Genomic DNA, 14,397 nt, shown 5'->3' with positions numbered 1-14,397 from the left:
TCTATCCCCCTTCCCGTACCACATGCACCACCAGCGCGCAGATATCACGCGTGTCGGCCGAGAAAGACTCACTCTTGCGTATCAACGCGGCACGGCGGGTTTCCATCCTCGCGAGGAAATTCTCGAGCTTCTTACGCTCCGCGTTTGCCAGACCCTTGCGCCGCTTGCCGTCAGGGGAATTGCCATTAAGGCTGGCGAAAAACTCGTGACTCTGGATGCGCCGCTCGAAACCCTCGCGCTTCTTGCTGACGTGATCTTCCAAGATTTGCGCGAGCACGTCGGCACGGTCACGGTTTTCGCGTTTCGTGGCATCTCTTAGCGCGGCGTAGCGGGCCCTGACTGCTTCCTCACAACGCTCGAGGCCAGCTGCCGCGACCCCGGCTTCGATGTCGACCGCTACGCTCGGCCAGTCTCCGCCCGACTTCCTCACCGCATCAAGCAGGCTTTCCGCGTCCTGGCCGTCCATCGGCGTGCCGCCCCAGAGTGGTACGGCCGAGACGAGCAGACGCTCTTCGTCCTTGACCCCCGAGAAGCTCGCGAGCTTTGCGAGCAACACCCATTGCCCTGGTGAGACCCCTTCGACCGCGACCCTGGACGCATACAGAGGGAAAGGCTCTCCGTCGTCGTCTGCCTTGCGCGACACGAAGCGCACCAAGGGGTGGAAGCGATGGACGACCTCTTCCCCGGGCCTGGGTTTGTCGGTGATCCGGTCGGCGAAGCGGCAGCGACGCACTTGGCCGCTGGCGAGCGCGGTCCTGCCGGCCAGGCGCTCGCGCCGGAGGAACTCGTCGAATTCCGCCGCCACGGCGGGTGCGAGTTGTACGTCGAACGTGTCTTCCTCAGCACGGACCGCGAGGAAACGGCAACCCTGAACGGCCCCAATCCAACCCGCGACATATCGGATCAGGTCGTGTCGGGTCACGACCTTTCCCTCACCCCGTGCCGCCTCGATCTGCGCCAGCAACTGTTGGCCGTGCGCGACCAACTGGATCGCCTCGCGTTCGAGCTCCTCCTGTTTACGCTTGACGTTCTCGATCGCCAGCGCCACTTCCTCGATCAGCCGTTCCTCTTCCTCCGTCGTCAAGCGCCTGGACAGGAGGATGTCCTCAAGCCGTCGGACCTGGCCGAGGATCTCTTCGGTCTCGCCTAAAGTGCTCTCGAAGACGCCGATACGTTTCGCGAGTCTCGTGAGGATAAGCGCGTCGATAGTGTCCTTGTGTACGAAGTTCCACACCAGGATGCGCTTGGACTGCTGTCCGATCCGGTCGATACGACCGATCCGCTGTTCGATGCGCATCGGATTCCAGGGCAGGTCGTAGTTGACAACGAGACGGCAGAATTGCAGGTCCAAGCCTTCGGCCGCGACATCGGTACAGACCAGCACGCGGCAACTACGGTCGTCGCGGAAGGCGTTCACGACCGCCTCCTTGTCGAACTCCGCACCGCCCATCAGGAGCCCCGCCTCGATGTTCTCGGTGGGCAGGCGATCGACGAGATAGCGCGCGGTGCCCCGGAATGTGGTGAATACGATCGCCTTACCTTCGCGGTCGTCCTTCAGGAAGCGCTTCATCGCTTGGGAGAGCTCAGCGAACTTCGAGTCGTACCGGGTCAGTTCGCCGGGATCGAAGTCGCGCAGCACATTCTCTGCCAGCCAGCTCTTGAGCCCAGATGACGACTTGCGCAGATGCTCTTCGTCCTCGTCGTTCTCGTCCATCGCGGACGCCATGGCGTCGTCGTCGATTGCGTCGTCGCGCCAGGTCCGTAGTAACGCAGCCGGACTGGACGCAACCATCCGCTGCGGTGTAGAAAGAAGGAACCCGTGCTCGATGCCGTTGGCCAGCGCATAGTCGCGCGTGCCCTCGGTGATCGCCCGGTAGAGCGACCGCTCGACGGGCGACATCTCGGCCTCGAAGACGGTCGCGTCGCGCACCACCCGCTCGGCCTGCACCTCGCGCTTGCGCGTGCGGGTGACGATATGTGCGAGCAGATTGAGCCGCTCGATCTTGGCGGCGAACTCCACGCGACGCACTCGCGTCCAGTCATCGACGCTTTCCGCCTCCTCGATCAGGTTGTCGACGCGTTCCGAACGCTCGAACCAGCGCGACGAGGCGATCTCGCGGATCGCCTCCAAAATGCGATCACCGTCGCTCGACGGGTCGCGTACGACGTCGCTGGCGGCGATCACCGGGCGGTTGGCCTGGACGACGTTGCGGAAGTCCTCGGGATACTCGAAATGGTCGGGGTCAAGCAGCCTCAACACGTTGAACAAGTCCTCCGCCCCGAGGTTGATCGGTGTGGCTGACAACATCACCTGATGCGTGCTGACATCGCGCAGCAGGCTTCCGGTGCGCCACGCGCCGGTTTCCTCGTTGCGCATGTAGTGCGCCTCGTCGAAAATCACTAGATCGAACAGCGGCTCCGCGTCCGCGCGACGCCAGAGGAAGTCTGCGAGCTGGGCACGGACTGCGCGCTTGGGCCCGTCGGCCTCGTCGGGATCCCAACCGCTGGGCACCCGGATGCCCTGGTAGCTCACGATCCACGCCCGTTCGCGGTGGTCACCGGTCTCAAGTTCCTGCAACAACGTGGCCGAGTCCACTGCACGCGCTTCCACACCGAAGCGGTTGGCGAGTTCCAGGCGCCACTTCTCGCGCAGCATTGCCGGACACACCACCATCAGCCGGCGCATGTCGTAGCGAGCGCGCAGTTCGGTCCAGATCAGCCCCGCCTCGATCGTCTTACCCAAACCCACCTCGTCGGCGATCAATAGGCCATTGACTGGCGAGTCGAGCAGAGTGAGCAGCGGCTTATACTGGTGCGGGTAGAAGTCGGTCTGCGTCAGCCCCATGGCATAGACCACGTTCGCCAGGCGGCCGGCAAGGTGGACGTGGGTGAGCAGGCGCCGCAGGTCATCCACGCGACCGTAGCGCCCCTCACGCATCAGCTCGTAGGGGTCATCATCAGTCCCATCAGCCGCGATCAGCTCACCCTCGAAATGCCAGTCCATGCGACCGTTCCAGTTCACTCGGGACTGCGAGCCAGAGGCGCGCGTCCTGGTCTGGTCGGTGACCGTACCGACCTTCGCGGGATCGTCGATGTGGCGAACTAGTTGGCCGGGGTTCCAAGGCATGGTGGCGTCCTCAAATCCTGTCCACGATCTTTTCGAGCTTGTCGAGTGACTTGCTCTTTTCGATGTATGCCGAATAGGCCTCTTGAGCACCCCGAATCAGGGTGTCGTAATGGACGATGCGGCTGCCCGGCGAGATCGACGTCATCGATGACTTGAGACGGTCGGGGTTCGATGCCTCTTCGTCGACGCATTTGCCAAGGACGAAGATCACCTCGATGTTGGGGCTGACATCGTTTTGCTCGCGCAGGATCTTTTTCAGCTTGTCGACGTAGGTCTGGCCTTGCTCCACCAGCTCAAGCAATCCCATCCTGCGACCGACCTTCTTGAGTTCGACGATGACGTGCTTACCGGCATTGGTGCGGTAGGCGATGTCGACACGCCCCAAACGCTCTTTCTCGGTCAGGTTGTCGACGAGCACGCCTTCCTTCGTCAGACGCGATTCCATGAGCTCGCTGCCCGTGGCGCGCTCCCATGCCGGGTCCAGCAACCAGAGATGGTCGAACAGGTACTTCTGGAGCACGCGTTCTTTCGCGTCCTCATCGATGATGGTCTGGAAATCCCGGATCGCATCCAGACGGGACTTCACGATGTCCCGGTAGAGGGAGGCTTCGAGAGAGTCCCTGTCGGCGAGCACTGCCAGGAGCCTGTCCGCACTCTCGATGCTCGTCACGAACTCCTCGGTCGAGCCGCGCAGCTTCATGCGCTCGAATGCCAGGATCCCATGCCGATACATGAGCTTCCGGTCCTCTTCCTCATCGACCGGCAGCGCACTGAGCTTGGCGATCAGTGTCTCCGCACTCTTCTTGTATCCCTCGGGGAGCGTGTCGAGCCACTCGGCTAGGGCGGGAGACGTCTCCTTAGCCTTCTCGACCTCGTGTTTCTTGCGCCATTCCGTCCAGCGCTTCTCGACCTGCGTCAGGCGCGACTTCAGGAAAGCGATCAACTGCGCATATCGGGGGTCATCCTCCTGGACACGCTGGCGATCGCTGGTCGCGATATCTGGTGCATCATCGGCATCAAGGAAATCGGCCTCGATCTGCCCGGTGAGGTACTTCGTGTAGAGCCGCCCGTCATTCAACTTGTCGAGGATGTTCTCGTGGAACAAGCGGCCACGGGCGAACACGACGATGCCATTCAAATTGCCGGCATCCTCACTGTCGAGTTGCTTGGGGAACCTGGCTGTACCGATCCAGCCGCTGACCTTCCACCCGGTGTCCCAGGCATCGAAGCGGTTTGGCAGCGATTCCTGCTCCAGAAGCTGACTGGCGGGAGTCAGGTCGAGCACGTCATCGCCGAACTGCCAGAGGAACTGCACCATCGGCAGGTCGCCACGATCGGAAGACGTGATGGGTTGGCCGTCGAGGTCGATCTTGAATCCGTGCGCCTCACCGATCACGGAGAAGCGGCGAGCCAGGCGCTTGCGCAGCGCCAGCGCTCCACGGCCGAGGCGCTGCCGCTTGATGTCGCGTAGGACGATTCGGGTGCCCTTTGCGACGGTGATTTGTTCTGGAGGTAGGGACTCGGGGCTGTAGAACGGTTCCTTCCTCCGAACCGATTCATGGATTCCAGCCACGGTCATACGAAGGCCGTGCGCCACTTCATCCCTGGCCGACTCGACCTCGATGATATTGGCGATCGAAAACAGGGAGAGCTTGCCGAGCCCCTTGCGACCCATCACGGGGCGGCTCTTCGCCGTGGTCTTGCCATGCTCGACGTCTTCATCACGCCGCCGGTAACCAACTCGCAGGTACTTGCCGTTCATGTCCTCGACCGACATTCCGATGCCGTCATCGACGATCTCGATCAAGTTTCCGTTCGGGTCGATCTTTATGTCGACGGTCTCCGCGTCGGCATCCCATGCGTTCGCGACGGCTTCGGTCAGAACGGCGGCGATGTTGCTGTAGAGGTTGATCCCGAGGTGGTCGAGCACGTTCAGGTCGACCGTCATCTTGTAGGTGTCACTCATGGGTGCCCTCCACAGATGCCTTCGGTGCCAAGCTGGGAAGCACCTCGGTGATCGCTTCGATAGAATTAGCACAATTCTCTATGAGCGCGATGCCTTGTTGCATCGGTGCGCTTGATTCGTCCATGCCAGCCATCTTCATGACTTGGGCAAGTTCACTACCTGGCAGGTGAGCGTCTGCGTGGCGGAGCTCATATGCGCCGACGAGCGGGGTCAGGGTCGAACGTGCTTGCTCGACTGGGCAGATTGAAGTGAGGCCCTTTTCCAGAGATTTCAAAGAGCCCCATTTTTCGCCCTTCGGAGGAGCCACGATCTCGTGGAGAACTGCGACGTCAATGCTGTCAGCAGTGAGTCTGGCGATGTCCTTGGCCAGCGCGAACAGTCCTTTCTGATCGATCGCACGGAACCGATGAATGCGTCCGAGAACCTCCGGGCGATATGGATGCTCACGAAGCAGTGGTTTGCCAGTAGCTGCGCGGAAAGACTCGTCCATTGAGGAGAGCGCCGCAACAAACCGAGATTCAGGTGCCTCGGTGTTGGCTGGGTCGGCTCGCATCTGCGAAGCGAGCAATTCCTCGGATACACCACCTTCTGGGCTCACATTGAACCCAGACCAGATCCGCTGTTGCCAATCGGGCAGGAGTCCGATGTCTTTGGCGTAGCCGTTGATCAGCCCAAGCGAATTGACACCGAAATGCACGCCGTAGTCAGGTGAGCACGAAACCGAACCGGTATCCCGCGTGTACCAACGCAAGTTGCCACCGCGCCGATCGACCAGCGCAGTAATGACGTCGGGACGAAACCATAACCAACGACTCTCCTTGTCCAAAGTGTCCTTGGACTCGCGAGTACCGGCAGTATCAGTGATGAAAAACACCGACCCCGGCACGGAATCGCCACGGATGCGCGGGCTGTACGTCCCTGGGTCGATCCATTCATCCCGCCAATACTCGCCTTGGACGATGAACAGCTTTCTCTCGCGCCGTTTGAAGGACCATGACTTCGACGCGGTGGTGTCATCAGTCGGAAAGCCAAAGGTCGGAACATCTTCCTCAGGGTCGACGTCCGTTCTGGAAACATGAAAGACTGCGGTTTCTGCGCCGAAAGGCATGCCACCCTCATGGATGGCGATGATTCGGCCTTCCCAGCGTTCGCCTTCTCGTTTGTCGCTCTCGGGATCATTCGTCCACTTGATGTGGCTGACATCCTCTACGACCTCCTCCCGATTTCGGTAAGAGGTGATGTATAGCCCCATTTTTCGAGCACAGAGGTAGTCGAACAGAAACTCGGCGCGCATCACTAGGAGATACGGGCGACCGTCACTGTGGCGAGAAAGTTTGGCAACCTCGACATAGCCCTCGTCCGGGCATACCCACCGGTCTCCTTCGCGCTTGAGATGTAGCGCCAAGACGATATCTTGATGCAGATGCCAGACAGGATGTTCAGTGCGGTTCAGCCGTTGCTCGAGGACCAAGGCGAGTCCCAGCGGCTGTCCGCGTGTCACTTCGTAGATGTCGGACGGGATATAGCGCCCCGAATCGACAGATGCGCCGTGCTCACGGCTGATGCCGACATCCATCCATTCGAGATTGAGCGCCTCGTCCTTCTGATCGACAGGCACAGCAAGCGAGCCTGCGCCGAAGAATTCCTCTTTGAATCCAGAATGGCCGCGCGCTCCCAGTTCCTGCACAGAATGGATGGCGCGCAAGGGAATCCAGACCCCGTTGGCAAACTTGCGCCGCCGAATCTCGGCCATCTCAAACCAGGACTGTTCCATCACAATGTCGTTCTCCCATCGCCTATCGCCCGATACCGCACCGCATCGCCTTCACCGCGAATCTCGACGAACTCATCGGTCAGCAGTTCTTCGATGGCATCGTTCCATGCATCAGGTAGTGCTCCACAACCATTCAAGATGACGGCCTTTGGATACCAGCCGTCGTGAGCTTCGAGCCACGCCAAGATTTGGTCGACCGCTGTCACACCCCAAGGGTTGTCCGCCTCGCCATTCGTCTGCACTGCGACCGGGCGTTCTGCGAACAGCTGTCCCTGATGCTTCGCGTCGGCTACTTTGCGGGGATCAGCAGTTGAGCTCGATGCTCCCTTCGCGCCCTGCGTTCTATTGCCGCCCGCCACCTGCTCGGCACTCCAACGCTGCCGATTCAACGCCGCCAGACGCCCAAGCACCTCGATTCTGGCCTCCTCGGAAATCGTGAATCGAACCCGATCGCTTTCGGGCAAATAAGGTACTTCGTGGAAGCCATGATCCAGATCTATATCGCTCCAGCCGTAGGCATCGGCGACGGCCTCGTCGACTCGGCGGTGCAGGTCACGCAACTTCCCCACTTCGGGATTGATTTCCTTCGGATCATGAAAACGCTTGTACAGACGGGTGAGGCCGATCCCTTCTGATCGCATTATTCCAACTCTGCGGTCATGGTACGAGGGCCCCAGCACATCCAGAGCACACCCATCGCCGAGTTTTTCGGTTGGCGGAAAGGGGAAAGTCTCGAATACATCTGATGGGCTATACCTGAGGTCGCTCTTCATCTTTGATGAGTACTGCCAAGCGAACACGGCGTGAATGTTGGATTGCAGCAGAGCGAAGTAACACGCCTGGTCAAATGCGAATACGACCGTTTGATCGGAAAATATCGATCGAGTATCGGCGAACGTGAGAGCAAGAGTCTTGCTTACCCGAGCAACGATCAATACCCGTGTCAAGCCCCGTGCCAAGCGATTCCAACTGGACGGATGCTGCATAAAATGATGCCCACGGCCTACTGCGTGGTAGAGGCCAGGACGAACGTTCCAGTGCTGCCACCACATCGACATGATGTTCCGATACGACTTTTCCTTGCTCTTCTCCAACCGCTCCAGATAGACGCGCTGCTTGATCCATTCATAGGGTTCTGGATACGTCGCCGCTTTTTCCTCCGGCCAGTCCCAAAAGTTGATCACCCACCGACTGGTATGTTGATCATGGCTGGAATTGAGGTCTTCACCATTGAGATAGGGGAAGAGGACATCCGCATTCCTCGGATCGCGTTGGATCATCGCCTGCGCCTCGGCCTCGGTCACCACGAAGCCCATGCCGTTGACGAATGAGCCGATAAACGCCTTCCCTTCATTAACCTTCAAAGGCTTGGGAGTCCACTCATCCTGATCCGACAGGAAGGCAGAAACGAAGGCTGCCGGTCTGCCGGATAGAGTCTTGGTTCCGCTCCAACTCCCTTTGTGCACGTGTACGCGGCTCGTCACCACCGCGGCCTTACCCGGCCAGGGTTCATTGGGGAATGCGGCATAGATCGTCGCCCCGTTTTTCGTCATCCATTCGAGGCCACCTTGCCTGGTGTCACCCTCGGCTATGGTGTTGACGGCGAGCAGACCAAAATTGCCGGCATCCCGGAGTGTGCTGAACGCTCGTCGGAAAAAGTGAGCGGACAGGTCGGTATTCTTGCTTGCCGGTGGATGAAGAACGGAAAGGTAGGTGTTGAACGTCGTGCCCAGGACGGTGCTGATCCTCTTGCCACCGAGGAACGGCGGATTGCCGACGAACGCATCGAAACCTCCATTCCGCCGCCCGAATACTTCGGGAAATTCGAGAGCCCAATGGAATGGTCTGCGTTTTGATTGTCCTTGTGGCATGTCGACCGAGAGCGCGCTAAGCGCGCGGTCCATGACCCCCTTGAGCGCATTTTGGTCACCGTCGATCGCATGCTCGGCCTGGATGGCGAGCGACGCGAACGCGGTTTCTAGGACTGATCCGCTGCCGCAAGTGCTGAATACTTCTCCGATGAAGGCGTCTGCGATCCGCTCCGGGACTTCGAGTCGGCGGCGTGCATCGGCATCCAGCCGCGCCATCGCCTCGACGTCGTGGATGTCACGTATCGGCATCTCACGCAGCCGCTGGCGCAGCTCGATCGCTTCATGCACCGCCTGTTCGATGTTCTTCCCGAACAAGCGCTGCTGGCCCTTGCCAGTCGGCGTCATGGAGAGTTCGGTGAGCTGGTCCAGCCGGTGGATGCCGAGCAGGCTGTCGCCACAACGCAGGTTGTGGTCGAGGAAGCCGAACGGGCGCCCCTTGGCCAGCGTCACCAGCCAAATCGAGAGCTTGGCGAGTTCGACCGCCAGCGGGTTCAGATCCACACCATAGAGACAGCGCTCGGCGATGAGGCGTAGGGCGATCACGGTACGGGCCTCGGCATCGCGCGGCAAAAGCTCCTTGCCGCTGGCATCGGGCAGCACTTGGCCATCGACGCTGACGGCGTGGCCATTGTCTTCGGCCAGCGCCCAGGCCTCGACCAGACGGTCGGCCAACCAACGGCAGGCTTTCACAAGGAAGGCGCCCGAGCCCATGGCCGGGTCGCAGATCTTGAGGTCGAGCAGTTCGGGGGGTGACTTCAACACCCACTCTTCGCGTGACTTGCCTTCCGCTGGCCCAAAGTAGGCGGCCGGGGTGAGCGTCTCGGTGACGATGGCCTCGGTCAGCGACTTCGGGGTGTAGTGGGTGCCAGTCTCGCGCCGGTCGGAGCCGGTGGTGACGACGAAGGCACCGGCGGGATAGATCAGCGGATAGCCCCACGGATCGGTGCGCACGAGGTGGGCAAAGGGCTTGATGCGATTACGCAGTGCCGTATCCCCATGGCAGGCTGCAAGTAGGCGATCGGCGAGCGTGTCATCGACGGGCTTGGCCAGATCGTTGCGCACGCGGCTGAGGGAACTGCCGGAACGCTCCTGAAGCAACTCGGCGAGGCGTTCTGCGCCGTCCAGCCGGGCAGACTCCAGCTCGGCCAACTTGACCCAGGGGGCCTTGGCACTCTTGGTGCCGTCGAGTTCCAGCGTGACCTCGGCGGTGCGCTTGACGGTGCGCTCCAGCAGGCCCTCGTAGACGTAGCCGATCTGTTCGACATCCAGCGCGCGGTAGGACAGCGTCCGACCCTGGAACTGCTGGATGGCCTCGAGCAACAGCAGCACGGTGCGGTTGTCGATCGGTAGCGGTTTGGCGGTATCGGTGCGCCAGTCGGAGCCTTTGGCACGGCCCTCGAGGAAAGGGAAACGATCCGGGTCGAACAGCGAACCACCCAGCGCGGGCAGGCGTAGGTTCTCGTGTTCGATGCCACCGAACACGGCGCGGAAGTTCGCCAGCAGGCGCGACCAGGCATCCCAGCGGCGTTCGAGGATCTCCTCGGATTCTTTGCGCAACTGCATGCGCAGCGTCGAGAGCGCGTAATTGGCCTCGTAGCGCTCGTCGCCAAGCAGCAGCAAGCCACGCTCCTCGGCGGAGAGCAGGAACACCAACCGCATCATCACCGTCAGCGCGGCTTCGTAGAGCACTGGCTCTTTCACGTCGCGCAGCAACTCGCGATCGCGGTCCTGGTCGGCCTTGTCGAGCGCTTGGATCAGCACTTCGACAGCGCGCCGCACCTGCTCACCGAGGGCGTCGGTGACCTCGTCCTGATACTTCAGGGATCGGTCGAAAAGCGCCGGCAGTTGTTCGGCTTCACCGACGAAAAAGCGACGAATCCCCAGCACGTGCACGAAGGCCTGTAGGGTGATGGGCTCCTGGCTCCAGATGCGGGCGTACCAGCTGGCGAAGGTAGTGACGGCGCCTACCGGGGCGTCGACCAGCATCCAGCGCTCGCCATTGCTCACCAGCCCGAGGCGGCAACCGGTGGCGCGGCACAGTTGGACCATGCGATCGGCCGGGGTGCTGGCCCATCCGTCCGGCTTCAGGGTCGCATCGAGGTCGACGTCCTGCGAATAGGTGTGGATGAGCATCAGCGGCTTGTCGGCGCGCTGCTCGTCGACGACCGCGAGGTCCGGAGACGAGGTCACCCCATGCTCGGGCAGACTGGTATTCAGGTTGGCCGCACACCAATCGGCGCGCTTCAGGACGTCGCCTCGGCCATCCTCATCAAGTTCCAGACCGCGCGACAGCACCTCGTCGATCCAGGCGGCGTGCAGCTCGGGGAACTGTGAGTCATCCGTCTCGAGTGCCTCACGCCATTCCTCGTAGGCCTGGCGCAGCCGCTTGCGTTTGAGTCCGTCGAGTTCTTCCAGCCCTTGAGGAAAGACTTCCTTGAGGACGGGAACGGCGAGGAACGGGCCGGAGATCTCGATGAGCGCCAGCCAATCGTGGTGCAGGTCGTTGGCGCTCACGCCAGCCCTCCCGCAGACTCGGGAACGAGGAAGACGACGGCGACCGGGAAGGTGCGGTCATCGAGCTTGGCGTAGCGGGTTTCGATGGCCTGGACCTCCTGGATGCGTTCGGCCGGGATGCGTGCGAGGCGGGCCTCCAGCGCGGCGGTGTCGCGTCGGAGCTGGGTGCGTTCGTCCTCGGTGAACAGTGAGAGCTGCTCGGGCTGCTGATCTTTCTTCAGCTCGTTCTGGATTGCCCTTTCGAGTTCGTCGAGCACGGCGCCGATGTCGTCAATTTCCTGCTGCTTGCGGGCCTTCAGGGTGTTGGCCAGAAACTTGAGTCGATCCTTGGAGCGAGCATCGACGGTTTGCAGGATGGCTGGCTGGGCGCGATCGAACCGCACCCGGAGGGCATCGAACAGCGACTCGTTCGCCGTGACCGGCTGCGCCTCGTCCAGCCACTGCTGGAAACGAGTGACAGCCTCTTCGCGCCTAAACGTCTGATCGCGCAGATAGCCGCCTGAGACGGTCAATTCCTCATGCAGTCGATGGTGGTTGCCGCCGGTGATGACCAGACGCGAGACAACGACCACGGCCGGACCTTCGATGCGTCCATCCGGCACCGTGCGCACGGTGATTCGATGCAGTTTTTTGACGTCGTCCTGCGCCCAGACTTCGGCACGCAACAGGCGCAGGCACATCTGCACCAGGCGATGGTTCAGGTGGACGAGTACGACATCGTCTCGTCCCTTTGCCACGGCGTGGTCGAAGGTGATGGGACGTATCTGCTGGGTGTGGGGGTGACGCAAGCCTTCCAGACAGCGCGCCCACGAACCGGACAGTGCCGGCATTCTGAATATGCTGCCCCCGGGAGCATCCGGCAGGGCGACGGGTTCCAGTGGAGGACGGCCCGCCAGCGCGAGACTGGTTTTTACCGCCATCTGGATGTGATCCGGCGTGAGGTGAAAATCCTGCTGCGTGGCCAAGAGACGTTCGTGCAGTTTGGCGACGCGCTCCTTCAGTTCGCGTTCGGCGCGCACGAAGCGCCGGGACTTGGCGATCTTGGCCTCTGCCAGGCGGGTGTCGAGGTCCTTCAGCGAGCCTTCGATGAGGCCGGATATCTGGGGCGCGATCACTGGATTGACGCTGCCCATATCGGCGCGCATCGACTCCAGTTTGCGCAGGGCGCGGAGGATGTCATCGCCGTGGCCACCGACCGATGCATGGCCCTTGTCTCCGCCATCGACCGGGTGCCAGATCAGTACCTCTTTCTCTCGTTGCCCGTGACGGTCGATGCGCCCGTTTCGCTGCTCCATCACGTTGGGGTTGTAGGGGATCTCCAAGTGGATGAGGCAGTTACAGTGGTTCTGCAGATCGATACCTTCGGAGGCCGCATCGGTGGCGAGCAGGATGCGGACGGGGGAATCCTTGGGGGAGGCCTGGAACGCGGCTTTGATGGGCTCCCGCTCATCCTGAGTGAGTCCGCCGTGGAGCAGGCCAAGGCGTTCGCCACCGAAACCATGGCTGGCGAGGATCTCGTGCATCCACTGGTGCGTGGTGCGGTATTCGGTGAACAGGATCACCCGGCAATCGTTCCACTGGCCGCCCGGTTTCAGGTTGGCTGAGAGCCATTCGATGATGGCCTTGGCCTTGGAATCGGCCTGGTTCTTGGCTCGTTGCGCCCATCCCCTCAGCTCGGCCAACATCCGTTGCTGTTCCTGAGTCAGCGGCTGGGCTCGGCGCGAAGCCTCCTCGACGGCCTCCGATTGGGCGTTCTCGACCTCCTGGTCGTTGGCGTAGTCCTCGTCGACTTTCAGGATGGCCTTGCGCAGGATGCGCTCGGCCATGGCGTCCTGCACCTTGGGCTTGGCCCCACTCGACAGCGAGGCGATGTGTTTTTCTAGCGTGGAAGCGAACGCAGCGGGCGACGAGAACAGGCGCTTCTTGAGCAGTTGATTGACGAACGACGTGCCGAATGTGCTGCCAGCCTTCTCCGCGTCTTTTTCGCGACTTGCACAGTAATCGTTCAGCTTCTGGTGGATCTCCCGTTCCTCATCCGTGTACGGAACCGCCAGCGCCTGCAGCTTGCGCTGGGCATACAGCGGCTTGCCGTCGGCGTCGACCAGGTCGCTCTTCAGGCGACGGATCATCACCTGACTCAGCTGCTTCTCGTCGGGAAGGATGTTGCGGGCGAATCGCTGGTCGTCCAGCAACTCCAGTAGCGAGGTGAACGACTCGGTATAGCCGTTGTGCGGTGTCGCGGTCAGGAACAGCCGATGCTGGAAGTGCGGGCTGATCGCACGGATGAAGCGCGTACGTTGGCTCTCGAGCGCGTAATGCGCGCCGGCGGCGGGGGCGATGTTGTGCGCCTCGTCCACGACCAGAAGGTCGAACTTGCGCGGATGGCCGGCATGCGGCGGAAGAACATCGCGCATGGCGCGCAGGCCTTCGCCACTCTTGACCCAGTCCATCGAGGCGATGAGACGTGGGTGGGACGTCCACGGGTTGGCGTGGATGCCGCGTTCGCGCCGCAATTGCTTGATGTAGGTGGTGTCAACCACGCGGAATTCGAGGCCGAACTTCTCGAGCATCTCGACACGCCATTTCTCCTGGAGCGAGGCGGGACAGATGATCAATACGGTACGAGCGCGGTGCCGGAGCAGCATCTCCTGGATGACCAGCCCGGCTTCGATGGTCTTACCCAGACCGACGTCGTCGGCGATGAGCAGGTTGACGCGAGCCATGTCGATGGCGCGTACCAGAGGGTCGAGCTGGAAGTCCTCGATGCTGACGCCACTACGGAACGGCGCCTGCAGAAATCCTCTGTCGGCGTTGGTTGCGGCGCCCCAACGGACTGCATCGAGAAAGGCTTCCAGCGTGTCCGAGTCGTCCTGCCCTGTGATGGATGGCAAGCCTGCGCGTTCGATGACTTGTGCGCCGGGCTCGATCTCCCAGATGACCTCCAGCTCCTCGCCGAGGCCGTCCTCGTCGATGGATGAAAGCGTCACGCAGTTCTGCGACGCCGAAGCCGACTCCAATTTCGAGGAGGCGACATCCGCCACGACCCACTGGCGCCGGCGAACCTCGACCAGCTGGCCGGGCTCCGGACGAGCACGGTAGGTCTCGTGCTTCTGATCGTTCGAGATTTCCATGCGGTCTGCCATCT

The 14,397-nt window shown here is 61.5% G+C and carries 5 protein-coding genes; all 5 read right to left on the bottom strand.

What is annotated here, in order from left to right:
- Nucleotide 1 precedes the first annotated feature (1 nt).
- Genes drmD (F464_RS0104480) through drmD (F464_RS0104460) form a run of 5 tightly spaced genes read right to left on the bottom strand, consistent with a single transcriptional unit; the run spans nt 2 to nt 14,383 of the window.
- Nucleotides 2-3,127, bottom strand: a complete 3,126-nt coding sequence (drmD, locus tag F464_RS0104480) for a DISARM system SNF2-like helicase DrmD (protein WP_026295740.1) — start codon at nt 3,125-3,127, stop codon at nt 2-4.
- Nucleotides 3,128-3,137: 10 nt separating this feature from the next.
- The gene (locus tag F464_RS0104475) at nt 3,138-5,093 is read right to left on the bottom strand and encodes a BbrUII/HgiDII family restriction enzyme (RefSeq protein ID WP_018988582.1); all 1,956 of its coding nucleotides are present in this window, start codon (nt 5,091-5,093) and stop codon (nt 3,138-3,140) included.
- Nucleotides 5,086-6,867, bottom strand: a complete 1,782-nt coding sequence (locus F464_RS0104470) for a hypothetical protein (protein ID WP_018988581.1) — start codon at nt 6,865-6,867, stop codon at nt 5,086-5,088. Before F464_RS0104470 ends, F464_RS0104475 begins: the two co-directional genes overlap by 8 nt.
- Entirely contained in the window at nt 6,867-11,252 is a 4,386-nt protein-coding gene (locus F464_RS0104465; protein WP_018988580.1) for an Eco57I restriction-modification methylase domain-containing protein, read from the bottom strand. Before F464_RS0104465 ends, F464_RS0104470 begins: the two co-directional genes overlap by 1 nt.
- Nucleotides 11,249-14,383 (bottom strand): DISARM system SNF2-like helicase DrmD, encoded by a 3,135-nt coding sequence (gene drmD, locus F464_RS0104460; RefSeq protein ID WP_018988579.1) that lies wholly within the window; start codon nt 14,381-14,383, stop codon nt 11,249-11,251. The genes F464_RS0104465 and drmD (F464_RS0104460) overlap by 4 nt, the downstream gene beginning before the upstream one ends.
- Between the last annotated feature and the right edge of the window lie 14 nt (nt 14,384-14,397).

Origin of the sequence: Aromatoleum toluclasticum ATCC 700605, from assembly GCF_000378245.1 — a bacterium.
In the GTDB taxonomy this organism is placed as follows: Bacteria; Pseudomonadota; Gammaproteobacteria; order Burkholderiales; family Rhodocyclaceae; genus Aromatoleum; species Aromatoleum toluclasticum.
The sequence above is the reverse complement of the archived record's forward strand: the minus strand, read 5'-3'. Positions and strand labels throughout refer to the sequence as shown.